The organism is Corynebacterium sp. HMSC034A01 (assembly GCF_001838175.1).
Taxonomy (GTDB): domain Bacteria; phylum Actinomycetota; class Actinomycetes; order Mycobacteriales; family Mycobacteriaceae; genus Corynebacterium.
This window is the reverse complement of the sequence record NZ_KV835948.1, coordinates 4,864-28,059: the sequence shown is the minus strand read 5'-3', so window position 1 is coordinate 28,059 and position 23,196 is coordinate 4,864. Positions and strand designations below refer to the sequence as shown.

The 23,196-nt window shown below is 65.5% G+C and carries 21 protein-coding genes and 3 tRNA genes; 16 read left to right on the top strand and 8 right to left on the bottom strand.

Annotation, left to right across the window (positions count from 1 at the left end; genetic code table 11):
- Positions 1–47: 47 nt before the first annotated feature.
- A complete protein-coding gene (locus HMPREF2791_RS04630) occupies positions 48–1,055 on the bottom strand; it encodes an acyl-CoA thioesterase (RefSeq protein ID WP_070844567.1) in 1,008 nt (335 codons plus the stop codon).
- Positions 1,056–1,079: 24 nt separating this feature from the next.
- Here HMPREF2791_RS04630 and HMPREF2791_RS04625 point away from each other — a divergent pair, with 24 nt between their 5' ends.
- The 3 genes from HMPREF2791_RS04625 to purM are packed head-to-tail and all read left to right on the top strand — an operon-like array spanning position 1,080 to position 4,061.
- The gene (locus tag HMPREF2791_RS04625) at positions 1,080–1,460 is read left to right on the top strand and encodes a sterol carrier family protein (RefSeq protein ID WP_070844566.1); all 381 of its coding nucleotides are present in this window, start codon (positions 1,080–1,082) and stop codon (positions 1,458–1,460) included.
- Between the two features lie 24 nt (positions 1,461–1,484).
- A complete protein-coding gene (purF, locus tag HMPREF2791_RS04620) occupies positions 1,485–2,993 on the top strand; it encodes an amidophosphoribosyltransferase (protein ID WP_070474599.1) in 1,509 nt (502 codons plus the stop codon).
- Positions 2,994–4,061 (top strand): phosphoribosylformylglycinamidine cyclo-ligase, encoded by a 1,068-nt coding sequence (gene purM / locus HMPREF2791_RS04615; protein WP_070474596.1) that lies wholly within the window; start codon positions 2,994–2,996, stop codon positions 4,059–4,061.
- 51 nt (positions 4,062–4,112) lie between these two features.
- On the opposite strand, the gene HMPREF2791_RS04610 is transcribed toward purM, so the two are convergent.
- Both HMPREF2791_RS04610 and HMPREF2791_RS04605 read right to left on the bottom strand, forming a co-directional pair.
- A complete protein-coding gene (locus tag HMPREF2791_RS04610; protein ID WP_070474593.1) occupies positions 4,113–4,313 on the bottom strand; it encodes a DUF3073 domain-containing protein in 201 nt (66 codons plus the stop codon).
- 131 nt (positions 4,314–4,444) lie between these two features.
- Positions 4,445–5,497: a CAF17-like 4Fe-4S cluster assembly/insertion protein YgfZ gene (locus HMPREF2791_RS04605; protein WP_070844565.1), complete on the bottom strand. Its 1,053-nt coding sequence runs from the start codon at positions 5,495–5,497 to the stop codon at positions 4,445–4,447.
- 22 nt (positions 5,498–5,519) lie between these two features.
- Here HMPREF2791_RS04605 and HMPREF2791_RS04600 point away from each other — a divergent pair, with 22 nt between their 5' ends.
- Positions 5,520–6,416, top strand: a complete 897-nt coding sequence (locus HMPREF2791_RS04600) for an aminodeoxychorismate lyase (RefSeq protein WP_070474588.1) — start codon at positions 5,520–5,522, stop codon at positions 6,414–6,416.
- Here the strand turns inward: HMPREF2791_RS04600 and HMPREF2791_RS04595 are convergent.
- Together HMPREF2791_RS04595 and HMPREF2791_RS04590 are read right to left on the bottom strand one after the other, a co-directional pair.
- On the bottom strand, positions 6,413–7,069 hold the full coding sequence (locus HMPREF2791_RS04595; protein ID WP_070474585.1) for a heme-binding beta-barrel domain-containing protein: 657 nt from the start codon (positions 7,067–7,069) through the stop codon (positions 6,413–6,415). The genes HMPREF2791_RS04600 and HMPREF2791_RS04595 overlap by 4 nt on opposite strands.
- Complete coding sequence (locus HMPREF2791_RS04590) at positions 7,062–7,787, bottom strand: LmeA family phospholipid-binding protein (RefSeq protein WP_246815218.1); 726 nt, start codon at positions 7,785–7,787, stop codon at positions 7,062–7,064. The genes HMPREF2791_RS04595 and HMPREF2791_RS04590 overlap by 8 nt, the downstream gene beginning before the upstream one ends.
- Positions 7,788–7,821: 34 nt before the next feature.
- Between HMPREF2791_RS04590 and mshD the strand changes: the two genes are divergently transcribed.
- The 5 genes from mshD (at position 7,822) to pstB (ending at position 13,018) form a co-directional block, all read left to right on the top strand.
- Positions 7,822–8,694 carry a mycothiol synthase gene (mshD, locus tag HMPREF2791_RS04585; protein WP_070844564.1) on the top strand — a complete coding sequence of 291 codons (873 nt, stop codon included), beginning with the start codon at positions 7,822–7,824 and terminating at the stop codon, positions 8,692–8,694.
- Between the two features lie 164 nt (positions 8,695–8,858).
- A complete protein-coding gene (gene pstS / locus HMPREF2791_RS04580; protein WP_070474576.1) occupies positions 8,859–10,010 on the top strand; it encodes a phosphate ABC transporter substrate-binding protein PstS in 1,152 nt (383 codons plus the stop codon).
- Between the two features lie 154 nt (positions 10,011–10,164).
- Entirely contained in the window at positions 10,165–11,235 is a 1,071-nt protein-coding gene (pstC, locus tag HMPREF2791_RS04575; RefSeq protein WP_083327901.1) for a phosphate ABC transporter permease subunit PstC, read from the top strand.
- A gap of 142 nt (positions 11,236–11,377) precedes the next feature.
- Entirely contained in the window at positions 11,378–12,205 is an 828-nt protein-coding gene (pstA, locus tag HMPREF2791_RS04570) for a phosphate ABC transporter permease PstA (RefSeq protein WP_246815221.1), read from the top strand.
- A gap of 36 nt (positions 12,206–12,241) precedes the next feature.
- Positions 12,242–13,018 carry a phosphate ABC transporter ATP-binding protein PstB gene (gene pstB, locus HMPREF2791_RS04565; protein ID WP_070474571.1) on the top strand — a complete coding sequence of 259 codons (777 nt, stop codon included), beginning with the start codon at positions 12,242–12,244 and terminating at the stop codon, positions 13,016–13,018.
- A gap of 64 nt (positions 13,019–13,082) precedes the next feature.
- On the opposite strand, the gene HMPREF2791_RS04560 is transcribed toward pstB, so the two are convergent.
- The gene (locus tag HMPREF2791_RS04560) at positions 13,083–13,814 is read right to left on the bottom strand and encodes a phosphate signaling complex PhoU family protein (protein WP_246815217.1); all 732 of its coding nucleotides are present in this window, start codon (positions 13,812–13,814) and stop codon (positions 13,083–13,085) included.
- A 27-nt stretch (positions 13,815–13,841) separates the two neighbouring features.
- A complete protein-coding gene (dusB, locus tag HMPREF2791_RS04555; protein WP_070844563.1) occupies positions 13,842–15,002 on the bottom strand; it encodes a tRNA dihydrouridine synthase DusB in 1,161 nt (386 codons plus the stop codon).
- Between the two features lie 188 nt (positions 15,003–15,190).
- On the opposite strand from dusB, the gene HMPREF2791_RS04550 reads away from it, so the two are divergent.
- The 3 genes from HMPREF2791_RS04550 (at position 15,191) to zupT (ending at position 17,715) form a co-directional block, all read left to right on the top strand.
- A complete protein-coding gene (locus HMPREF2791_RS04550; protein WP_070474565.1) occupies positions 15,191–16,699 on the top strand; it encodes an acetyl-CoA hydrolase/transferase family protein in 1,509 nt (502 codons plus the stop codon).
- Positions 16,700–16,751: 52 nt separating this feature from the next.
- Positions 16,752–16,824: transfer RNA gene (locus HMPREF2791_RS04545), tRNA-Lys, on the top strand.
- A gap of 84 nt (positions 16,825–16,908) precedes the next feature.
- A complete protein-coding gene (gene zupT / locus HMPREF2791_RS04540) occupies positions 16,909–17,715 on the top strand; it encodes a zinc transporter ZupT (protein ID WP_070844562.1) in 807 nt (268 codons plus the stop codon).
- Positions 17,716–17,718: 3 nt separating this feature from the next.
- Here zupT and HMPREF2791_RS04535 read toward each other — a convergent pair whose 3' ends face one another.
- Positions 17,719–18,306 carry a CG0192 family protein gene (locus HMPREF2791_RS04535; protein WP_070844561.1) on the bottom strand — a complete coding sequence of 196 codons (588 nt, stop codon included), beginning with the start codon at positions 18,304–18,306 and terminating at the stop codon, positions 17,719–17,721.
- A 74-nt stretch (positions 18,307–18,380) separates the two neighbouring features.
- On the opposite strand from HMPREF2791_RS04535, the gene HMPREF2791_RS04530 reads away from it, so the two are divergent.
- The 4 genes from HMPREF2791_RS04530 to HMPREF2791_RS04515 all read left to right on the top strand — a co-directional run bounded on the left by HMPREF2791_RS04530 (position 18,381) and on the right by HMPREF2791_RS04515 (position 23,023).
- Positions 18,381–18,453, top strand: a tRNA-Glu gene (locus HMPREF2791_RS04530).
- Between the two features lies 1 nt (position 18,454).
- Positions 18,455–18,528: transfer RNA gene (locus HMPREF2791_RS04525), tRNA-Asp, on the top strand.
- 58 nt (positions 18,529–18,586) lie between these two features.
- The gene (locus HMPREF2791_RS04520) at positions 18,587–20,932 is read left to right on the top strand and encodes an ATP-binding cassette domain-containing protein (RefSeq protein ID WP_070844635.1); all 2,346 of its coding nucleotides are present in this window, start codon (positions 18,587–18,589) and stop codon (positions 20,930–20,932) included.
- A gap of 207 nt (positions 20,933–21,139) precedes the next feature.
- On the top strand, positions 21,140–23,023 hold the full coding sequence (locus HMPREF2791_RS04515; RefSeq protein WP_168168290.1) for a vWA domain-containing protein: 1,884 nt from the start codon (positions 21,140–21,142) through the stop codon (positions 23,021–23,023).
- Positions 23,024–23,196 lie beyond the last annotated feature (173 nt).

Sequence of the window (23,196 nt, the reverse complement as noted above, 5' to 3'; positions counted from 1 at the left end):
TGGCAAATATTTGCCACATTCCCCAAACGCATATACGGGCGAAAAACTTAGGACGTGAGCTGCACCGGCGGCAGCGGCTTGACCAGCGGCACCGGCTCGTACTGCCCGCGCAGGTCCTTGAGCGTCTGGGTGTGCTCCCAGAGGCGCTGGTCCTCCTCGGTGACCGGGGTGAACTTGCGCGCTGGCAGGGGGTTGCCGTCGATGTCGATGCCGATGTAGGTGAACGTGGCGTGGATGGCATCCTTCAAGTTCTCGCGCCCGCCGCGCGGGTCACCGGCACGCAGGTGCACCGAGGTGTGGATGGAGCGCGAGTCGGTGCGGGTAATGCGTGCGTCCACCTCGATCAGATCGCCGATGTGCACCGGGTGGTAGAAGCGGATGCCGCCGGCATAGACCGCCACGGTGCGCTCGCCGGACCACTCCATGGTGCAGGCCAGGCCAGCCTCGTCGATCCATTCCATGGCGGTGCCGCCGTGGACGTTGCCACCCCAGTTCACGTCGGTGGGCTTAGCCATGAAGCGGTGCACGATGCGCGGTGCGGTGGAGTCGTCGGTGTAGGTCTGCGCCTCCATCTCAGACTCGATGGCCTGGCGCAGCCCGATGCGCGACTCGGCAGCTTCGGCGACGCGGCGCTCCTCGTCGTCTGTCGGCACAAACGACGGCACCGCCATGGACTTGCCGGTGTCCGGGTCCTTGGCCACGAACACGACCAGGCAGTCGCAGGCGCGGGTGAAGATACCTTCGCGCGGGTCGGCGGAGAGCACCTCGTTGACGATGTGCATGGACGACCGCCCGGTCATGGCGATGCGGGAGCGCACCTCCACGATGTGGCCCGAGGGGATGGGGCGGGGGAAGTGGATGTGGCCCACGTAGGCGGTGACGCAGTAGGTGGCGGACCACTGCGCTGCGCAGGCGTACGCTGCCTTGTCGATCCATTCCAGCACGCGGCCGCCGGAGACACCTTGCGCGCCGTGGTGCAGCACGTCGGTGGGGGAGGCCATGAATCGCAGGGTCACGGAGGGGGAGCGCTCGGCGGCGACGCGGGAATTTGGCATGGGGCCACCTTAATATGGTGTGTCATGGTGCAGAAACAAGACCCGGCGCTGACACGTGAGGCGATCCAGCAGGTGGCTGGGTGGCTGGAGGGTGGGGCAGCGGAGCCGTCGAGAAGCGAGCTTGCAAATGCTTGCCGGCGCACCGCGCGCACCCTCGCCGAGGAGCTCCCGGGGCGCTCGGTGGAGCTGCGCGTGCCGCCGTTTGTGGCGGTGCAGTGCGTCGAGGGCCCGCGGCACACGCGCGGCACCCCGCCGAATGTGGTGGAGATGAAACCGGAGACGTGGCTGCGGCTGGCCACCGGACTGACCAGCTTCGACGAGGAGCTGAAGCGGGGGACTATCGACGCCTCCGGCTCCCGCGCCGCCGAAATCGCCGCTGGCCTGCCCGTGATTGCGCTGCGCTGAGCGGACTCGGATACAGTGAGGGGCGTGCTTACGGAGAGCCCTAAACCAAGTCAGGACTTCGATATCGACAGCGATGCCCCGCGCGACGAGTGCGGCGTGTTCGGCGTCTGGGCGCCGGGCGAGGACGTGGCCAAGCTGAGCTACTTCGGCCTGTTCGCGCTGCAACACCGCGGCCAGGAAGGCGCCGGCATCGCGGTGGGAGACCCGGACAAGCTGGTGGTGTTCAAGGACACCGGTCTGGTCAGCCAGGTCTTCGACGAACCCGCGCTAGAGGCGCTGCAGGGCGATGTGGCGATCGGGCATACCCGCTACTCCACGGCCGGGGGTAACTCGTGGGAGAACGTCCAGCCGATGTTCCGCACCTCGCCCAACGGCACGGACATCGCGCTGGCGCACAACGGCAACCTGGTCAACTACCTCGAGCTGCAGGACGAAGCGATTGCGAAGAAGCTGATTTCTCCTGCCGGGGTGAAGGGCCAGGGCTCGTCGTCGGATACCGCGGTGGTTTCCGCGCTGCTGGCCGATCTGGTCACCGAGGACAAGACGCTTCTCGACGCCGCACGGGAACTCCTGCCCCGTGTCAAAGGCGCCTTCTGCTTCATGGTCACCGACGGCCACACGCTGTATGCCGCCCGCGACCCGCACGGCGTGCGCCCGCTGTCGCTGGGCCGCCTCGACGGCGGCTGGGTTGTCGCCTCCGAGACCTGCGCCCTGGACATCGTCGGCGCGTCGTTTGTGCGCGACATCGAGCCGGGCGAGATGGTGGCCATCGACGAATCCGGCGTGCACTCCGAGCGCTTCGCCGAAACCCCGAAGGCGCACTGCGTGTTCGAGTACGTCTACGTGGCACGCCCCGACTCCGTCATCGACGGGCAGACCGTCAACGCCTCCCGCATCGAAATCGGCCGCCGCCTGTCCAAGGTGAGCCCGGTGGAGGCGGACCTGGTCATGCCCGTGCCGGAGTCCGGCACCCCCGCCGCCATCGGCTACGCGGAGGCGTCCGGCATCCCGTTCAAGCAGGGCATGATGAAAAACGCCTACGTGGGCCGCACGTTCATCCAACCCTCCGACACCCTTCGCCAGCTGGGGCTGCGCCTGAAGCTGAACCCGGTGCGCGAAGTCATCGAGGGCAAGAAGCTCGTGGTGGTGGACGATTCCATCGTGCGCGGCAACACGCAGCGCAAGCTGATCCGCATGCTGCGGGAGGCTGGTGCGGCGGAGGTGCACGTGCGCATTGCCTCGCCGCCGGTGAAGTGGCCGTGCTTCTACGGCATCGACTTCGCCAGCCCCGGCGAGCTGATCGCCAACCACGGCCGCACCGATTCGGACGAGGCGATCGCCGAGTCCATCCGTACGATGGTCGGGGCGGATTCGCTGGCATTCGTGCCTATCGACGACATGATCGCCGCCTCGAACCAGCCCAAGGAAAACCTCTGCGCGGCCTGCTTCACCGGCGACTACCCACTGGGCCTGCCGGAGGGCAACCCCAACGCCGACCTTGTCCGACGCATCCAGAAAGGTGCAGAAGCCTAAATGAGTACTGAACAGAATCCGGTTTCCTACGAAGCCGCCGGCGTGTCCATCGAGGCCGGCGACAAGGCCGTGGAGCTTTTCGCCCCGCACGCGAAGCGCGCCACCCGCCCGGAGGTCCGCGGCGGACTGGGCGGATTTGCCGGCCTGTTTGCGCTGGGGAAGTACAAGGAGCCGCTGCTGGCCGCAGGCTCCGACGGTGTGGGCACGAAACTCGCTGTGGCGCAGGCCATGGACAAGCACGACACCATCGGCATCGACCTGGTGGCCATGTGCGTGGACGACCTGGTCGTCTGCGGCGCCGAGCCGCTGTTTCTGCAGGATTACATCGCCATCGGCAAGGTCGTGCCCGAGAAGGTTGCAGAGATCGTCTCCGGCATCGCCGAGGGCTGCGTCCAGGCCGGCTGCGCCCTGCTCGGCGGCGAGACCGCTGAGCACCCGGGCGTGATGGAGCCGGACGAGTACGACGTCTCCGCCACCGCCGTCGGCGTTGTCGAGGCTGCCGAGCTACTCGGCCCGGACAAGGTCCGCGAGGGCGATTCCATCATCGCCATGGCGTCCTCCGGCCTGCACTCCAACGGTTACTCGTTGGCCCGCCACGTGCTCCTGGAGCGCGCCGGGCTGCCGCTGGACGTGGAGATGGAGGAGCTCGGCCGCACGCTCGGCGAGGAGCTTTTGGAGCCGACCCGCATCTACGCCTTGGACTGCCTGGCGCTGGCCGCGGAGTGCGAGGTCCGCACCTTCTGCCACGTCACCGGCGGCGGGCTGGCTGGCAACATGGAGCGCATCATCCCCGAGGGGCTGGTTGCAGACATGCGCCGCACCACCTGGACCCCGGGCCCGATCTTCCGCACCATCAAGTCTGTCGGCCAGGTGCCGGACGAGGAGATGGAGAAGACGTTCAACATGGGCGTCGGCATGGTTGCCATTGTCAGCCCGGAGGACCGGGACCGCGCCCTGGCCATCTTGGCGGCGCGTCACATCGACGCGTGGGATCTCGGCGAGGTCCGCGCAGCAGGCGAGGGCGACACTGCCCGCGCCGTGCTCACCGGCTCGCACCCGCAGTACTAGGCAACAAGAAAAGCACCCCGGCCAGGGGTGCTTTTTCATTGAGGCTGTGGACTAGCGGTCGTCGTCCTCGTCGTCCCAGTCCGCGTACTCCGCGTACTGGTCGTCCACCTCAGCCTCATCGTCGTCCCAGCTGCGTCGCGGGGCCTGGCCTGCAAGCTCTCGCTGCAGGGAATCCAGGTCCATTTCGGGAGAGTTGTACTTCAGCTGGCGAGCAACCTTGGTCTGCTTGGCTTTTGCGCGTCCGCGGCCCATGGCGTGACCCCCTTGAGGTGGTTCTTGGGCGGCCTTCTAAAGAGGCGGCCTCATACTTATTTACGATATTTTCCTGTAGGACACTATAGCTTGCACTCAGGAAAAATGCGCTTTGGGGGTCTGAGCAGCTGCTATAGCTGGCTCTCAGGTCCGCGCCTTAGCCTATCGACGGCTCGGCGTCCCGCGTGCTCGCCTTCATCCGCGGGCAGGGACGACTGGTCCACCGATGCCGCCGTGCCGCCGATCTCCAGCGGCGCCTGCAGCGCAGAACGCTTCACAAGCGCGAGCGCGACCGGGCCCTCGTCCGCGTCGTGCACCACGGTGCCAACGCGGCCCACCTTGCGCCCGCCGGCGGTGATCCCGGCGCCGCTTTCCGGCTCGTTAGGGGCGGAGCCGTCCAACTGGAGCTTCACCAGCAACCTGGGGGAGCGGCCCAGGTTCTCCACACGCGCCACGGTTTCCTGCCCGCGGTAGCAGCCCTTTTCCAGGTGGACGGCGCGGACCTTCTCGCCGCGGTTGATCAGGTTCGGCGCCTCGTGCGGGATGGACTTCTCGTCCAGGTCCGCGCGCGTTTCCGGCTCGCCCGCGGCGACGCGGTAGGCGGTAAAGGCCATCAGGCCCGCGAGCGGGAACTGGTCCGCGATCTCGGTGATTTGCGGCCGTGGCACCGCGATGTCGGTGCGGCCGATACCGCCCCAGCCGTCCAGGCGGCGGGTGAACGCCTGGCCCAAGTCCGGCTGCGCTACCGGGCCCAGGATGGTCAGCACGCCCAAGTCCGGCTCCTCAATGGTCACCTCGGACCAGAAGACCATCTTGCGCAGGAAGTCCACAAAGGATTCGCGCTGGTAGGACGGCAGGTCGAAGTAGTAGACGCCGTCGGCCACCGCCACGTCCGCGTGGTGCAGGATGCGCCCCTGCGCGTCCAGGTCCAGGGCGGAGGCGGCGAAGCCGTCGGCGACGTCATCCAGCTTCTGGGTGAGCAGGTTGTTCAGGAACGCCGGCGCGTCCGGCCCGGAAACGGCGATAACGGCGCGGTGGGAGCGGTCCACCAGCGTCGGCTCGGTGATGCGCTGCTCCACAAGGGGGTTGCCGTAGTGCCAGGGGACCCCTTCGGCGTCGAGAAGAGAGGGTCCGGGCAGCTCCTGTGCGCCGGGACGTGTCAAAAGCTTCGATGCGTAACCCATGGGCGCCTATCATAGGGGCACTATGGTTTTTCCCCAGCTAACGCCCGCGCCCGTGATCTACCTGGTGGAGCCGTTCGGCGGCTCGGTGCGGCGCCAGAACCCGAACATGCCGCACGTGTTCTGGGACGACGCGGCCGTCACCCGCGGCGACGGCATCTTCGAATCCATCCTGGTGCGCGGGGGTACACCTCAGAACCTGAGCAAGCACCTGAAACGCTTCGCGCGCTCCGCGGAACTGCTGGGACTGCCCACACCGGGCAAGGAGCACTGGACACGCTCGACTGAGGAGGCGGTGGCGGATTACTGCCGCGAGCGCGACGACGATCCGAGCATCGAAGCGAAAGTGACCTGGACTATGACCCGGGGCCGTGAAACCACCGGTGTGCCCACCGCGTGGATCACCGTGCGTCCACTGCCAGAGAAACTGCTGCGCCAGCGAGAGCGCGGCGTCAGTGTGCTGACCACCCCGCGCGGCTACGCCATCGACCTCAACGTGCCCTGGATGCGCGACGGCGCGAAGACACTGAACTACGCGCTGACCATGGCTGCGCTGCGCTGGGCGGACGAGCAAGGCGCGGACGACATCATCTACGTCGACCCGGAGACCGGCCGCGTGCTCGAAGGCGCGACTTCGAGCGTGCTCATGGTGAAAAAGGGCGGCCGCTTGCGCACCCCAGCTCCGGGTGCGGGCGTGATGGCCGGCACCACTCAGGCCGCCGTCTTCGACCACGCCGAGAAGCTGGGCTGGAAGTGCAAGGCCAAGGACATCTACTTGGGCGAACTGTTCAAAGCGGAGTCCGTCTGGCTGGTCAGCTCCACCCGCATCGCAACCCGTGTGAAGCGTCTCGACGGCGAAAAGCTGCCCGCCCCCGACAACGCCGCGGAGATCAGGCAGCTCATTGAAGACGCGGTAGCTTAGCCCGCCACGCGCTTCAGCTCGGCGGACATGTAGGGCACCATTTCGCCGTCGACGGCGCGCTCGTCCACCCAGCCCAGGTTGTTGTTGGGCATCAGGCCGTAGAGGCGCTTGCCCGGGCCGTGGGCCGCCGGGCCAGTTTCGGTGGCGATGGTGGAGGCGCTGGTGAGCTGCCACGCGCGCTCGTTGACTAGCCCGCCGTACATGATCTCCACCAGACCGCGCGAGTTCGTCAGTGTCACCTCGATTTCGTCCTTGAGCGAGATGCGCCAGAACCCCACCTCGCGCTGGTCTGCGCCGGTGGCGTTGCCCTCGGAATCCAGGCGCCAGATGCGGGACTCGAAGCGCAGGTAGTTCTCGCCGTCGTGGGAGACAACCAGCTGCTGGCCAAAGGCGTACTCCTCGCCCTCCGGATCGGACGGGTCGTTCGCCTGGCCGGAGCCCGTCCACACGCCGACGAGCGGCAGCAGGGCCAGCAGGCCGTCGTGAAGCGACGGGCCGAAACGCAAGTTGGCGGTGTCCGCCTCGAGCGGCATCTCCTCGAAGCCCAGCTCCGGGATGTTGCGGTGCGCAGTGTTCTTGGACTGCTCCGCCGCGAGGTTCACAGCGTCGTTGCCGTTGAGTGTGTTTTCTTCAGTCCTATTTTCTTCAGTCATGCTTTCCCAGCGTAGACGCTCCTGCCAGCGGCTCCAGATCCGCAGGCTCCACCACGGTGTTCACGCGGTCGCGGGACAGCTCGAGCGAGCCGCCCCGCAGCTGCACCAGGTCTGCGGGCCCGCCCAAGGGCAGCTCGCGGGTGTCCAGGTCGAGGGTGAAGCCGTCCAGCACGGTACGTTCCTCGCCGGCCGCGGCGTCGATGAGTTGGCTGGGGCGCATGCGGAACGTGCCGTCGACAAGCCGCAGCGTCACCACCACCGTGGCGGGCTCCTGCGCGCCGGGCACGGTGCCGGTCAGCCGCGCCTCGCTGGCCACGCCGCCGGTAGGCGAGATGTCGTACGGGTTGGCCATGTCCAGGTCCGTAATTCCCAGTAGCTCGCCGAAGCCCACGCCGTCCAGGCGGATGCGGCGGCGCACCAGGCGGGCATCCGCGCCGACAACCTCTCCGCGCAGCGCATTCGCCGGAGTGTCCAGCTTCAGGTTGAACATCTCCACGCTCACCGTGCCCACCCCAGGGCCGGGGATGTCCGCGTCGGTGCGCTTGACCGTGACGCGCGGGACGCGGCCGCTGATGCCGGACCACACGAATGGCACGGCGCTGACCTGCGCCTCCACGCCTTCGCTGGCGAGATTGTGCTCCACGTGGGAAGCCAGCGCTGTATCTGCGAGCCCGAGGGCAGCGACGAGCGCCGCCGCGACCACGACCGTTCGTTTCAACGCGCCCTCCTTCCCGCACGTAGCCTTGGGAACCATGACTGTCGATATCCTAAGCGCCCAGTTGCCCGGCGACCGCGTGCGGCCCTTGCTTGAAGCCGCCGAAGCCCACGACGGCATCGCCGCCTTCTCTGAAGCTTTTGTGCAGGGGCTTGAGGACGAGCGCGTGCGCCACACCCACTTTCTGGCCGAGAATGACGGCGCGGTGGTGGCTTGCGCGGGGCTGGCAGGGGACGGTTCCGCGGAGCTGGTCGTGCACCCGGACTTCCGCCGCAAAGGGATCGGCGAGGCGCTGGCGCGCAAGGTCCGTGCGGAAACCCCTGACGCCGGCCTGTGGGCGCACGGCAACCTGACGGGAGCGCGAGCGCTCGCCGCGAAGCTTGGGCTGGGCGTTGCTCGTGAGCTGCTGGTGATGGGGATTTCTGCCGGCGACATTCCCGCGGGTGAGCCCGAGCTGCCGGAGGGGTTCGAAGCTCTGGACTACGTCAGCGCGGTGGAGCGTTGGGGGCGGGACGCCGTCGAAAAGCAATGGCTCGAGGTCAACAACGACGCGTTCTCTTGGCACCCCGAGCAAGGCGGTTGGGACCTGGAGCGGCTGCATCGCGCGATGGAGGCCGACTGGTTCGACCCGGCAGGTGTGCGGCTGCTGTATGTAGGCGAACAGTTGGCTGGGTTCCACTGGACCAAACGCCACCCCGATGGGACGGGTGAGGTGTATGTGGTTGGGCTTGCTTCGAAGCATCGGGGGGAGGGGATGGGGGGACCATTGATGCAGATGGGTCTGAGGCACCTAGTTGCAGGGGGATCCCCGCAGGTCATCCTTTATGTTGAGGCGGACAATGAGCCGGCGGTGAAGCGGTATTTGCAGCTCGGTTTTGAAGTTGATGAAAGTCACGTTGTGTACGAGTAGCCTGGCCTTAACCTGCGAAAACAGTGTGATGGGCGGGAGTTCACCAGTTATTCACTTAACTGGCTACCAGCCATTAACCAGGGTTCCGTAGGTTTGCACTCGTGAGTAATCGGACAGTTGCTCCGACACTCGAAACTGACCCGTTAGCACCGGAAAGGTATCCCGTGATCCGTAACTTCAAGCGCACCGCCGCAATCGCTGGCGTCGTTGCCCTCTCTTCCGCTTCCCTCGTCGCTTGCGGCGACTCCGAGGACAACGCAGCTACCGACGCTGTTGAGTCCGCAACCGAGGCCGTCTCCTCCGACGGCAACGACAGCAAGGACGGCGACGCGAAGTCCGGCGACTACGAGCTGTCCGGCCAGGAGGGCACCCTCGTTGCTGAGGGCGCTTCCTCCCAGCAGAACGCGATGGACTACTTCGCGTCCGTCTACGCATCCGAGGTTCCGGGTGCGCAGCTGGCCTACACCCCGTCCGGTTCCGGCTCTGGCCAGAAGAACTTCATCGCCAACCAGGCCGTCTTCGCTGGCTCTGACTCCCCGCTGAAGGACGAGCAGGTCCAGGAAGCTGCTGACCGCTGCGGCGGCAACGAGGCATGGCACCTGCCGTTCGTCATCGGTCCGGTTGCAATCGCGTACAACCTGGACGGCGTGGACGAGCTGAACCTGACCGTCGACAACATCGTCGAGATCTTCCAGGGCGTCATCACCACCTGGAACGACCCGAAGATCGCCGAGAACAACGAGGGCGTCGAGCTCCCGGATACTCCGATCAACGTCTTCTACCGCTCCGACGAGTCCGGCACCTCCGACAACTTCCAGAAGTTCCTGGCTGCGGCTTCCGACGGCAAGTGGGAGTCCTCCGGCAAGGCCTTCCCGAACTCCGTGGGCACCGGCGCAAACGGCTCCTCCGGTGTGGCCCAGGAGGTCAACGCCACCGAGGGCGCCATCACCTACGTCGAGGCTGGCTTCGCTGACAAGACTGCCAACATCGACTTCGGTAACGGCCCGGTTGAGCTGTCCGACGAGTCCGTTGAGAAGACCCTGGACAACCTCGAGTTCAAGACCGAGGGCCACGACATGGTCGTCGACGCTGAGAAGCTGTTCCAGACCGACGTCGCTGGCGCATACCCGCTGGTTCTGACCACCTACGAGATCGTCTGCTCCGCCGGCTACGACGAGGCAACCTCCAACATGGTCAAGGACTTCCTCAACGTCGCACTGGACAGCCAGGATGAGGAGCTCTCTGCAGAGGGCTTCATCCCGGTCAAGGGTGCACACGCTGAGCGCCTGCGCGAGGCTATCAACGCTATCCAGTAAGCGCTGGTAACCGGCCACTGCGGTCTCTCGCGCCGCGGTAGGCAGATAGACCCCCTCAGATTCCGATCTCGGGGGGTCTCTCTATGCGGAGAAGTGGAGCGTTCGCCCCAGTTTCCGCCGTCCACAACGATTCATTTTCGAAGGATTCGAGCATATGGCTGCTAACGATCACCTCGACCGCGGCGCAGGGCCCGCGAACACCACTGATCCTGTAATCCAGAACTCCACAGGCGCCACCCTGACCAAGGGCGAGAACCAGCACGCTCCCATTGCGGGCGACCCCGCCAAGGGCGCCGGCGTGAAGCGCCCCGGCGACCGCGTCTTCGAGTTTCTGTCCACCGCCTCCGCAACCCTGATCACTGTGCTGGTCGCGGCGATCGGCATCTTCCTGCTCATTCAGGCTCTCCCGCCGCTGATGCGTAACGACCGTGGTGTGCTGGGCTTCCTCACCTACGGTGGCCAGTGGCAGACATCGAACCTGGAGGCGATGCAGTTCGGTATCCCGAATCTGTTCTTCTCCACGGTGACCATCTCTCTGATCGCGCTGATCATCGCGATGCCGATCGCGCTCGGCGTGGCACTGTTCCTGTCCAACTACTGCCCGCCGAACCTGGTCCGGCCGCTGGGTACCCTGGTGGACATGCTCGCCGCCGTGCCGTCCATCGTGTACGGCCTGTGGGGCGCGCAGGTGCTCGGCCCGCTGCTGGGCGGCTTTTACAAGTGGGTCAACAGCTGGGGCGGCGACTTCTTCCTGTTCGCCACCTACCAGAACTCTCCGCCGTTCTCCACGGCCCGCAACATGATGACCGGCGGCATCGTCCTGGCCATCATGATCCTGCCGATCATCGCCGCAACCGCACGCGAGATCTTCGTGCAGACCCCTCCCGGCCAGATCGAGTCCGCGCTGGCGCTCGGCGCCACCCGCTGGGAAGTCATCCGCATGACGGTGATCCCGTTCGGCATGTCCGGCTTCATCGCCGGCTCCATGCTCGGCCTCGGCCGCGCACTGGGTGAGACTATGGCGCTGTACATGGCTGTGGCACCGGCGAACGATTTCCGCGGCTCCCTGTTCGACGGCGGCACCACCTTCGCCACCGCGATCGCCAACGCCGCCGCAGAGTTCAACAACCCGGTCTCCGCAGGCGCCTACATCGCTGCCGGCCTGGTGCTGTTCCTGCTGACCTTCATCGTCAACTCGATCGCCCGCGCGATCGTCAACAAGTAAGGAGCGGAAAGTAGAAATGTCTACTGCAGTACCGAACAACGGCTCCTCCCAGGTAGCAACCAAGAACGCCGCTCCGGTGCGTCGTAAAGGTGAAAGCCCGTTCACCGACATCGCCGCAAGCCGCAAGACCACGAACTCGATCATGGGCGGCCTGATGTGGCTGTGCATGATCCTCGCGCTGATCCCGCTGCTGTGGCTGCTCATCACCGTGGTCTCCCGCGGCCTGGGCGCTGTGATCGACCCGGCCTGGTGGACCCAGGACATGGTCGGCGTGCGCTCCTCAAAGCCGGGCGGTGGCGCACTCCACGCCATCGCCGGCACCCTCATGCAGACGCTGGTTGCGTCGCTGTTCTCCATCCCGATCGGCATCTTCACCGCCATCTACCTGGTGGAGTACTCCAACGGCAACAAGCTGGGCAAGCTGACCACCTTCATGGTGGACATCCTCTCCGGCGTGCCGTCCATCGTCGCCGCGCTGTTCGTCTACGCACTGTGGATCACCATCCTGGGCCAGCAGCGCTCCGGCTTCGCAGTGTCGCTGTCGCTGATCCTGCTCATGATCCCGGTTGTGGTCCGCAACACCGAGGAGATGCTGCGCGTGGTTCCGATGGACCTGCGCGAGGCGTCCTACGCCCTGGGTGTTCCCAAGTGGAAGACCATCATGCGCATCGTGCTACCGACAGCCCTGTCCGGCATCGTCACCGGCGTCATGCTCGCCATCGCACGTGTGATGGGCGAGTCCGCCCCGGTGCTGATCCTCGTCGGCTCCACCCCGACCACCAACTGGTTCAACATGTTTGACAAGCCGCAGTCCTCGCTGCCGCTGTTCATGCTGGACATGTGGAAGTCCGGTGCAACCGGCCCGGCAAACGACCGACTCTGGGGCGCGGCGCTGACGCTCGTGATCCTCGTTGTCACCCTGAACCTGCTCGCTCGATTCGTGGCGAAGCGCTACTCGGTCAAGAAGTAACCCACCCGCGTTCCCACCCACCCAGGAGAAACCCAGATGTCTACCAAGCTCGAACTCAACGACGTCAACATCTACTACGGCGATTTCCACGCTGTGCAGAACGTCAACATGCAGATCCCGTCCAAGGCCGTGACCGCGTTCATCGGCCCGTCCGGCTGCGGCAAGTCCACCGTGCTGCGCACCCTGAACCGCATGCACGAGGTCATCCCCGGCGCGTCCGTGAAGGGCGAGATCCTCCTCGACGGCAACGACATTTACGGCAAGAACGTCGACCCGGTTGCCGTGCGCAACACCATCGGCATGGTGTTCCAGAAGGCGAACCCGTTCCCCACCATGTCCATCGAGGACAACGTCGTGGCGGGCCTGCGCCTGGCTGGCGAGAAGGACAAGAAGAAGCTCAAGGAGGTCGCCGAGCAGTCCCTGCGTGGCGCGAACCTGTGGGAAGAGGTCAAGGACCGCCTGGACAAGCCGGGCGGCGGCCTCTCCGGCGGTCAGCAGCAGCGTCTGTGCATCGCACGTGCGATCGCGGTGCGCCCGGAGGTCCTGCTTATGGACGAGCCCTGCTCCGCCCTGGACCCGATTTCCACTCTGGCCGTGGAGGACCTCATCCACGAGCTGAAGAACGAGTACACCATCGTGATCGTGACCCACAACATGCAGCAGGCTGCACGCGTGTCCGACAAGACCGCCTTCTTCTCCCTCGAAGCCACCGGTAAGCCGGGCCACCTGGTGGAGTTCAACGACACCACCACGATCTTCGAGAACCCGGAGCAGAAGGAGACCGAGGACTACATCTCCGGTCGCTTCGGCTAAAGCGTTCTGCTTCTCGACGCCCCTTCGGTGCACCACGCACCGCAAGGGGCGTTGCGTTTCGCAGCTACTTCTGGTTGCGGAACTTGCGCTCGATGGTGGCGAACTTCTTCACCGGGTCGTAGTCCACCTCGTCGCGTTGTTGCACGTACGCCTCGGGCTGGAGCCCGGTGATGAGGAAGACCATGCGTCGGCCAACGCTGACGCAGCGGTCGGCGTAGCGCTCGTAGTAGCGCGCGAGCATGGACAGGTCCACGGCTTCCCGGTTGGTGTACTGCCAGTCCGGGGCAGAGGCCAGCGCGCAGAGGAACGCTTTCATGTCGTCCACGCCTTCGTCGATGGTGTGCAGCTCCACAGCGGCGTCCGCGTCGGGCTCGTCGAGCAGTTTGCGGGTTGCGGCACCCATCTCGTAGACGAGACGTGCGAGCTCTTGGACGTAGCCTTGCAGCGGCTCGGGGTAGACGGGGTTGGGGTGACGCTGCCTGGCCAGCAGCGCGACGTTTTTTGCCAGGGAGCCCATGCGATCGAAGCTCTCCACAATGTAGATAGCGGAGATAACCTGGCGCAGGTCGTACGCCACGGGGCTGTGCAGCGCGAGCAGGCTCATGCTGCGTTCCTCGCAGCGTTGGCTGATCTCTTTGAGCTCGTCCACTGCCGTCAGCGCGGCCTCGGCGTCCTCCAGGGAGTGCTCCAAAAGCGCTGCCGTGGCGTGACCCATAACGTCGCGCACGGCATCACACATCTCGAGGACGTCCTCGTTGAAGGCCTGGAGATGTTCTCTATACACGGTGCGCAGCATGGCTTCATGCTACGCAAGCTGGCGGATTTAACCGCCGTTATTTTCAATCTCGGCGCCCTCGGGCACAGTGTCGTCCTCTGGGTCGTCCAGCCATCCCTCGGGCAGCGCAATCTTGCCGGCGGAACCTTGGCGCCCGCGGGCGTCGTCCGCGTGCTGAGCCTTTTCCTCCGAATCGGCGATGGGGGCGAGGCGCTCCTTGAGTTCCGCCAGGGAGCTGACCTGGGCCAGCGACTTGCGGAACTCGCCGCCGACAGGGAAGCCGCGCAGGTACCACCCGGTGTGTTTGCGGATGTCGCGGCAGGCGTGCTCCTCGCCGTCGTGGGCGGCAAGCAGCTCGGCGTGGCGGTAGATGATGCCTGCGACTTGCCTCAGGGTCGGCTCCGGCGGGATGGCTTCGCCGCGCAGCTGGGCGCCGAGTTGGGCGAACAGCCACGGCCGGCCCAAGCACCCGCGGCCGACTTCGACGCCGTGGCAGCCGGTCTGCTCCATCATCTTCGCCGCGTCGTCGGCGGCGAAGATGTCGCCGTTGCCGATGACGGGCACGCCGGTGCCGTCCATGTGCTCGACCAAGCGGCCGATTTCGTCCCAGTGGGCCTGGCCCGAGTAGCGTTCGGCGCCGGTGCGGGCGTGCAGCGCGATCGCGGCGGCGCCGGCGTCGGCGGCGATGCGCCCGGCGTCGAGGTGCGTGTGGTGCTCGTCGTCGATGCCGATGCGGAACTTCACCGTAATCGGGATCCCGGAGCCCTCGGCGGCGCGCACGGCGGCGTCGACGATGTTGCCGTAGAGGCGCCGCTTGTACGGGATGGCGCAGCCGCCGCCCTTGCGGGTGACCTTGGGCACGGGGCAGCCGAAGTTCATGTCCACATGGTCGGCGATGTCTTCCTCCACGATCATGCGCACCGCCTCGTAGGTGAACTTGGGGTCCACGGTGTACAGCTGCATCGACCGTGGCGTTTCCACGTCGGCGAAGGTGGTCATGTGCAGCGTTTTCTGGTTGCGGGCCACCATGGCGCGCGCGGTGATCATCTCGCAGACGTACAGGCCGGAGGAGGTGCCGGTGAGCTCTTCTTCAATCTCGCGGCACAGCACGCGAAACGGCATGTTTGTCACCCCGGCCATCGGCGCGAGGATGACGGGGGAGCTCAAATCAATGCCGCCGATTGTCAGGGCGGGGGCAACTGCAGTCATAGTGCGGCCTATTCTTCCCGTGCAGCACGTCTTCCGTCCAATCGTCGGGATACGCCCGTTCGGGGGTACGGTGCCGTCGCTAAGCAGTTGCTTTACCGCGGGCTCCGCCCGAATTCTGGCAGTGGGGCCTACGTCACAATATTGTGGGGAATGTTATCTACCCGCACATAACGATTTGAGGGAGCAACATGAGCGACCGCATTGCAAACGCGAAGCTGCGCGACAAGGTCATGTCCGCCGAAGAGGCTGTCCAGTTTGTCAACCACGGCGACAAGGTCGGCACCTCCGGCTTCACCGGCGCCGGCTACCCCAAGGCTCTGCCTGCCGCGATTGCGGAGAAGGCGAAGGCCGCTCACGAGAAGGGCCAGGACTTCTCCATCGACATGTACACCGGTGCTTCCACCGCGCCGGAGTGCGATGGTGTGCTCGCGGAGGCCGGTGCGCTGCGCTACCGCATGCCATACCAGTCCGATCCGACCATGCGTAACAAGATCAACGCCGGCGAGATGAAGTTCCAGGACATCCACCTGTCGCATTCCGGCATGATGGTGGAGCAGGGCTTCTTCGGCGAGGTCGACCTGGCCATCGTGGAGGCCGTGCGCATCACCGAGGACGGCAACATCGTCCCGTCTTCCTCTGTCGGCAACTCGGTGGAGTTCCTCAACGCCGCCAAGAAGATCATCATCGAGGTCAACTCCTGGCAGTCCGAGGAGCTCGAGGGCATGCACGACATCTGGACCGTGCCGCCGCTGCCGAACCGCATCCCGATCCCGATCACCAAGTGCGGCGACCGCATCGGCACCACCTACATCGAGATCGACCCGGAGAAGGTCGTCGCCGTCATTGAGACGAACGACCCGGACCGCAACGCCCCGTTCAAGGCGCCGGACGAGATCTCCGAGCAGATCGCCGGCAACTTCCTGGACTTCCTGGAAAACGAGGTCAAGGCCGGCCGTCTGACGTACGACGGCTACGTCATGCAGTCCGGTGTGGGCAATGTCCCCAACGCCGTGATGGCGGGCCTGATGGACTCCAAGTTCGAAAACATCCAGGCCTACACCGAGGTCATTCAGGACGGCATGGTCGACCTCATCGACGCCGGCAAGATGACCGTGGCGTCCGCAACGTCGTTCTCCCTGTCGCCGGAGTACGCGGAGAAGATGAACAATGAGGCGTCGCGCTACCGCGAGTCCATCATCCTGCGCCCGCAGTCCATCTCCAACCACCCGGAGGTCATCCGCCGCACCGGCCTGATCGCGTCCAACGGCATGATCGAGGCGGACATCTACGGCAACGCCAACTCCACCCACATCAACGGCTCCCGTCTGATGAACGCCCTGGGCGGCTCGGGCGACTTCACCCGCAACGCCTACATCTCCTCGTTCATCTCCCCGTCGGTGGCGAAGGACGGCGCCATCTCCGCCATTGTCCCGTTCGCGTCCCACATCGACCACAACGAGCACGACGCGATGGTCTTCATCACCGAGTACGGCGTGGCCGACCTGCGCGGCCTGGCCCCGCGCGACCGCGTGGCCAAGATGATCTCCATCGCCCACCCGTCGTACCGTCCGCTGCTGGAGGAGTACGTCGAGCTCGCTTCCAAGTGCAAGTACCAGGCAACCCCGCACGATCTGCGCCACGCCTTCGACTTCCACCTGCGCATGGAAGAGACCGGCACGATGATGAAGCAGGACTAACCCTGCCCCGATTTCCGGGCTAATGGTCGCAGGGGCTACCATTAGCCCTCGCGGGCCTTTAGCTCAGCTGGTAGAGCTACGGACTTTTAATCCGCAGGTCGCGGGTTCGATCCCCGCAGGGCCCACCGCATGCCCCGGCCGTGTTCGGTCGGGGCATTTTGCGTGTCGACGTCCCTCCGGCCACCTGACGCAACTGCTAGCTTTGCGTCATGGATCTTGCAACAGTCGCCCCGGACGCCGTCGCCGTCGCGCTCGGGATCTCCCTGCTGGCCGGCCTGTCCACCGGCTTCGGTGGGTTGGTCGTAGTAATGAAGCGTTCTCCGGGGGCGGGCTTTTTGGCGGGGGCGCTCGGATTCTCCGCCGGCGTCATGGTCTACATCTCGTTTGTGGAGCTGCTGCCCGAGGGGATCGGCGGCCTGGCGGAGGCGGGCAACGCCTCGGCGGAGAAGTGGGGAGTGGCCGCGTTCTTCGCTGGCATTGCGCTGATCGCACTGATTGACAGGTTTGTGCCGGAAGAGATCAACCCGCACGAGGAGCCGGACGAGTCCGGTGTGAGCCGTGCGCGGCTGCGCAACGTCGGCGTGCTCAGCGCGGTAGCAATCGCGGTGCACAACTTCCCCGAAGGTTTTGCCACCTTCGCGGTTGCGCTCGCGGATCCGGCGCTGGCGCTGCCGATTGCGTTGGCCATCGCGATCCACAACATCCCGGAAGGCATCGCCGTGGCGGTGCCGCTGCGCCAGGCCACCGGCTCGAAGTGGAAAGCTGCCGGCTGGGCCACCCTGTCGGGCCTGGCGGAGCCGCTCGGCGCCGTCATCGGCTTCCTGTTGCTGCAGCCGTTTCTGGGGCCGCAGACGCTGGGCTACACCTTCGCCGCCATCGCCGGCATCATGGTCTTTGTCAGCCTGGACAAGCTGCTGCCCACCGCCATTGCGACGGGCAAGCACCACACCGCCATTTACGGCATGATTATCGGCATGGCTGTCATGGCGGCCAGCCTGCTCATGCTGCCGGGCTAAGGCTTACTTCCAGACTTCAAGGCGCATGAGGATCGCGCCGTCGTCCGCGCGCACGAGCGCGAGGTCTTCCGGCTCCGCCACCTGGGCGCTGAGGATCTCGCGGGTGATGCGCAGCTGGTAGCGCTGCTTGTCGCCGTCGATGGCCACCGAGCCGATGCTGGTGTACTCGTTGTGGTCCTCGATCTCCACCGCGCCCAAGGCCACGTCGCGAGTTTGGCCGGTGCCGCGCACGGCGAAGATCGGCTCGCCGTTGCTGAAGGACGCGCCCTCGTCGCCGGCGAGGATTGTCTGGATCAGCTCGCGCACAGCCACCGGGTCCGTGGTCAGTGGTGCCACGGAGCGGGCGCCGAGGACGGAGTGGTCCATGGGCGTGAGCTCGTCGTCAAGCTTGGCCCCCGCGTCGCGGTAGGAGACGCCGAACTGCCGCAGCGCTCCGTTGACATCGCGGCCGACGAGGACCTCAATGCCCACCTCGCCGTCGCGATCCACCGCCCGGTAGGAACCGAGGGGCTCCACGATGGGGGAATGCTCGGAAAGGACCTCATCTTTCGTTGGATTGAGGGTTGCGTCGTAGATGATTGCTTCGGCCATGAGGCCCACTGTACTGCTCATTTGGTTGCTGCGACGGCTGTGTCGTATGATTCAACGGCTGTCTTTGATGACAGGCCCCCATCGTCTAGAGGCCTAGGACTCCGCCCTTTCACGGCGGCAACACGGGTTCGAATCCCGTTGGGGGTACGGCCCTGTGGCGCAGTTGGTTAGCGCGCCGCCCTGTCACGGCGGAGGTCGCGGGTTCAAGTCCCGTCAGGGTCGCTCTTAGCTCGAGGTACGCCTCGGGCTTTTTGCTTTGCGACGGCTACGCTTGGCGCCCGTGAATAACAAAGCTGACGCCCACGACGCAATCGTTGTCACAGGAGCGAACGAAAATAACCTGCGGGACGTCTCCGTGCAGATCCCGAAGCGCCGCCTCACCGTCTTTGCCGGCGTGTCTGGGTCCGGCAAGTCCTCGCTGGTCTTCGATACCGTCGCCGCCGAGTCGCAGCGCCTGATCAACGAGACGTACTCCTCCTTCGTCCAAGGGTTCATGCCGTCGATGGCGCGGCCGGACGTGGTTGGGCTTGAAGGCGTAACCGCTGCGATCGTGGTGGACCAGTCCGCGCTTGGGGCGAACGTGCGTTCCACTGTCGGCACCGCCACGGACGTTACGCCCATGCTGCGCGTGTTGTATTCGCGCATCGCGGAGCCGAACGCAGGCGGGCCGGGCGCGTACTCGTTCAACGTGCCGAGCGTGTCGGGCGGCGGGGCGATCAAGGACGCGACCGGCAAGAAAAAGGTGGTGAAGACCTTCACCCGCACCGGCGGCATGTGCCCGGAGTGCGCCGGCACCGGGCGTGCGAGCAAGTTCGACGAGGCGCAGGTGGTGGACGACTCACTGTCCATCGACGACGGCGCCATCCTCGCGCCCGGCTACAAGCCCGGCTCGTGGCAGTTCCGCGCCTACGCCGAAGCCGGGAAATTCCCGGTGGACGTGCCGGTGGGCGAGTTTACGGCTGAGCAGCGCCACGCCCTGCTCTACGGCGAGCCCGAGAAGGTCCAGTACTTAGGCTTCAACACCACCTACCAGGGGCTCATCCCGCGCCTGGAGTCCTCGCTGCTGAGCAAGGAGAAGGAGGGGCTGCAAAAATCCGCCCGTGAGTTCGTGGACCGCGCCATGACCCAGGTTGACTGCCCCGCCTGCGGCGGCACCCGGCTGGCGCAGCACGCGCTGGAGTCGAAGATCAACGGCAAGAACATCGCCGAGCTGTGTGCGATGGAGGTCGCCGACCTTGCTGAGTGGTTCGAGGAGGTGGACGCGCCGGGCGTGGCGCCGCTCGTGGCGTCCATACGCGAGGCGCTGGCGAACTTTGTCGCCATCGGGCTGGGCTACATCGCGCTGGACCGGCCGAGCTCCACGCTCTCCGGCGGCGAGTCGCAGCGTGTGAAGATGATCCGGCACTTCGGTTCCGCGCTTTCCGACGTCACCTACGTCTTCGACGAGCCCACCGCGGGCCTGCACGCCGCCGACATCGATCGGTTGAACGGCCTGCTCGCTGCGCTGCGGGACAAGGGCAACACCGTGCTCGTGGTGGAGCACCGACCGCAGACGATCGAGATCGCGGACCACGTCATCGAACTCGGCCCCGGTGCGGGTACCGAGGGCGGCCAGATTGTGTTTGAAGGCACCGTTGCCAAGCTGCGCGAGGCCGGCACACGCACAGGCGAAAGTCTCAAGCTCGGCGTCGAGATCAAGGACGACCCGCGCGAGCCTGGCGGGTGGCTCAAGGTGCGCGGGGCCAGCGAGAATAACCTCGCCGGCATCGACGTAGACATCCCCACAGGCGTGCTCACCGCGGTGACTGGCGTGGCGGGTTCCGGCAAGTCCTCCCTGCTGCGCGCGTTGAAGGATTCCGCGCTGCTGGAAGACGCGGTGTGGGTGGACCAGGCGCCCATCTCCGGCTCGCGGCGCTCCAACCCTGCCACCTACACCGGCGCGCTGGACCCGATCCGCAAGGCGTTTGCGAAAGCCTCCGGCGAGCCGGCTTCAATGTTCTCGCCCAATTCCGCCGGCGCGTGCCAGCACTGCAAGGGTGCGGGCGTGGTCTACGTGGATCTCGGCATGATGCAGGGCGTGGACGTGCCCTGCGAGGTCTGCGAGGGCAAACGTTTCGACGACGCCGTGCTCGTGCACACCCTCGGCGGCAAGAGCATCGCCGAAGTGCTGGCCATGCCCGCCGATGAGGCGCAGCCCTACCTGAAGGAGAACAAGGTCAACGCCGCGGCCAAGATGTGCGGGCACCTGATCGACGTGGGGCTGGGCTACGTCACGCTCGGCCAGCCGCTGACCACGCTGTCCGGCGGCGAGCGCCAGCGCCTGAAGCTGGCCGCCAGTCTGAAGAAGCCGGCGCCCGCCTACGTGCTGGACGAGCCCACCACCGGCCTGCACCTTACCGACACCGCGCGCTTGGTCGAGCTGTTTGACCGGCTGGTGGATTCCGGCGCGACTGTCATTGTGGTGGAGCACAACCTCGCGCTGGTCTCCCGCGCCGACTACGTCATCGACCTGGGTCCCGGTGCCGGCTCAGCAGGTGGGCGAGTGGTGGATGCGGGCACGGTGCGGCAGCTCGTCGATAGGCATGAACGCACCGGGTCCGAAACCGGGAGATACCTGTCTTCCTAACACCTGTTGCGGAAGTCCTGATCCACTTTTATTGTGTACTGTGATTGCGGACATATACTGAAGGGGACTTGGGTAATGTCGCATGCGAAACGGGAAAGTCGGTCCGTAGTTGTGCTCGCGCTTGTCATCGCTTGCATGTTGGCGTGGGTAGCGCCAGCATTCGCGACGGAGACATCGACGGGTAGGCCCGCGGAATCGAGTACTGCGGTGAGCACTGAGACGAAGACGCTGTCGGGCTCGACCACGCGGGCGTCGGCAAGCGGAGGCTCCGCCGACGCGAAGGGTGTCCTAATCCTGGATGCGTCCTATTCCATGGTCGAGGAGGACGCCGAGGGGCCGCGCATCGACGCGGCGAAGAAGGCGACCCGCGAGCTGGTTGATTTCCTGCCGGAAACCGCGCAGATGGGGCTTATCGCCTACGGCGCGCAGGAATCCAACGCGCCCGACAACCGCGAAAAGGGCTGCAAGGATATCGAGCGCCTCGTGCCCATTGGCAAGGTGGACAAACAAAAATTCGGCACGGCTATCGACGGGCTCACGCCGAAGGGCTACACGCCGATGGGCAACGCGCTGCGCAAAGCTGCAGAGGAGTTGGGCAACGAGGGGGAGCGCTCGATCATTCTGGTCTCCGACGGCATTGACACCTGCGCGCCGCCGGAGGTGTGCGACGTGGCCAAAGAATTGGCCGGCAACGGCGTTGACCTGGCGATCCACACTGTCGGGTTCAAAGCCGATGAGGAGGCTCGCGCGGAGCTGGAGTGTATCGCGGAAGCTGGCGGCGGGCAGTTCCTGGAGGCGGCCGATGCGAGCAGCTTGGCGGAGTCGCTGAAGTTTTTGTCCCAGCGCGGGGTGGAGAAGTACCAGACCGGCGGCACCGAATTCGAGTTCTCGGACACCCCGGAGGACGCGAAGTGGCTGGGCGAGGGGCAGTACCAGACCACGGTGACGCCGGACCGGGGCACTGCGAAGGACCGGTACTTCCGCATTTCCGTGCCGCCGCGCCACAACGCGCGCATGGTGTTTTCACCCGTGTGGCAGACCGACGGCATGTGGGAGGACGGCCACCTCAAGATTGATCCGGTGGAGGTCACCAACGAGGGCGACGCAGAGTGCGGCTGGTTCCCCGTTACGCACTCCGCATTCGTCTCTGCTGGGCCGGACTATGGGATCGACTCTGCGAACGCCTCGGCAGAGCGCAACGAGGAGTCGGACATGGAGTGCGACATGAGCGACATCCTGGTCAAAATGCAGGTGTCCGACGTCGAAGGGAACGACGTTGGGGACATTTCGCTCGAGGTCGGCGTGTTTTATGAGCCGATTCACGACGATGAACAGAAAACCGAGTGGTCCGACGGCCGTATTACCAAAGCCGGCGACTACCTAGGGGAGCTGCCGATTGAGAACCCCAAGCCAATTTCCGGCGGCACCGGGTTCAATGATGCGGTGGACATCACCGAGGGCACGTACTCCGACAACATCATCCCTGGTGAATTCAGGTTCTATAAGATCCCGGTGGCGTACGGGCAGCGGCCGGTGGTGAAGGTGAAAACGCCGGAGTCGGTCGCGCACAACGCCGATAGCCTCGGTTTCGGCATCTACGACCCGATGCGCAACGAGGTACTGCGCCACCCGTTGAACTTCTTCCAGGACGCTGCGGAGTCCGACCCGGAAACCTTTAACCAGTATGTGTGGCACGGCACGAATACGCCTTACCAGGGCGAGTACTACGTGTGGCTCGGCATGGGGTGGGTGCACGAGGGCTACGACATCGCTGGCGTGGAGCAGCCCTTTGAATTCGAGGTGGTCATGGATGGCGAGCCGGCCAACGGCGGCCCGGATTGGACACCGACGCACGAGGACGGTCCGGAGCCGTCCGTCGAACCGATCAAATTCGACGCGGCGGACGACACAACCGAGACTTCAGCCTCGCAGGACAGTCAGGACAGCGGGGAAGACGATGCGGAGGTCAACGCCGCGGAGGACGACGAGGCTGGCGGCTTCGGGCTCGTTCCGGGTCTGCTCGGCGGCCTGCTGGTGCTGCTGCTGGTGGCCGGGGCGGTTGTCTTCTTCGTCGCGCGTGGGCGTCGGTAAGCACGAAAGCACCGGGTCTGAAACCGGGAGATACCTCTCCTAAGCTGGCGATTTGTCGCCATGTTAGGGGGCTGTGTAATGTATCAACTCGTGCAAGCGACAGTGTGAAACGCACTTGAGCGGGCACAGAAACAACAGAATATGGCCCTGTGGCGCAGTTGGTTAGCGCGCCG

Excerpts from the sequence above, each read along its gene's own strand:
- HMPREF2791_RS04600 (WP_070474588.1), top strand. The coding sequence starts at position 5,520 with ATGGTTTTTCCCCAGCTAACGCCCGCGCCCGTGATCTACCTGGTGGAG.
- HMPREF2791_RS04625 (WP_070844566.1), top strand. The coding sequence starts at position 1,080 with ATGGTGCAGAAACAAGACCCGGCGCTGACACGTGAGGCGATCCAGCAG.
- HMPREF2791_RS04630 (WP_070844567.1), bottom strand. The coding sequence starts at position 1,055 with ATGCCAAATTCCCGCGTCGCCGCCGAGCGCTCCCCCTCCGTGACCCTG.
- HMPREF2791_RS04550 (WP_070474565.1), top strand. The coding sequence starts at position 15,191 with ATGAGCGACCGCATTGCAAACGCGAAGCTGCGCGACAAGGTCATGTCC.
- HMPREF2791_RS04595 (WP_070474585.1), bottom strand. The coding sequence starts at position 7,069 with ATGACTGAAGAAAATAGGACTGAAGAAAACACACTCAACGGCAACGAC.
- pstA (WP_246815221.1), top strand. The coding sequence starts at position 11,378 with ATGGGCGGCCTGATGTGGCTGTGCATGATCCTCGCGCTGATCCCGCTG.
- HMPREF2791_RS04535 (WP_070844561.1), bottom strand. The coding sequence starts at position 18,306 with ATGGCCGAAGCAATCATCTACGACGCAACCCTCAATCCAACGAAAGAT.
- purM (WP_070474596.1), top strand. The coding sequence starts at position 2,994 with ATGAGTACTGAACAGAATCCGGTTTCCTACGAAGCCGCCGGCGTGTCC.
- HMPREF2791_RS04610 (WP_070474593.1), bottom strand. The coding sequence starts at position 4,313 with ATGGGCCGCGGACGCGCAAAAGCCAAGCAGACCAAGGTTGCTCGCCAG.
- mshD (WP_070844564.1), top strand. The coding sequence starts at position 7,822 with ATGACTGTCGATATCCTAAGCGCCCAGTTGCCCGGCGACCGCGTGCGG.
- pstC (WP_083327901.1), top strand. The coding sequence starts at position 10,165 with ATGGCTGCTAACGATCACCTCGACCGCGGCGCAGGGCCCGCGAACACC.
- zupT (WP_070844562.1), top strand. The coding sequence starts at position 16,909 with ATGGATCTTGCAACAGTCGCCCCGGACGCCGTCGCCGTCGCGCTCGGG.
- pstB (WP_070474571.1), top strand. The coding sequence starts at position 12,242 with ATGTCTACCAAGCTCGAACTCAACGACGTCAACATCTACTACGGCGAT.
- dusB (WP_070844563.1), bottom strand. The coding sequence starts at position 15,002 with ATGACTGCAGTTGCCCCCGCCCTGACAATCGGCGGCATTGATTTGAGC.
- HMPREF2791_RS04605 (WP_070844565.1), bottom strand. The coding sequence starts at position 5,497 with ATGGGTTACGCATCGAAGCTTTTGACACGTCCCGGCGCACAGGAGCTG.
- HMPREF2791_RS04560 (WP_246815217.1), bottom strand. The coding sequence starts at position 13,814 with ATGCTGCGCACCGTGTATAGAGAACATCTCCAGGCCTTCAACGAGGAC.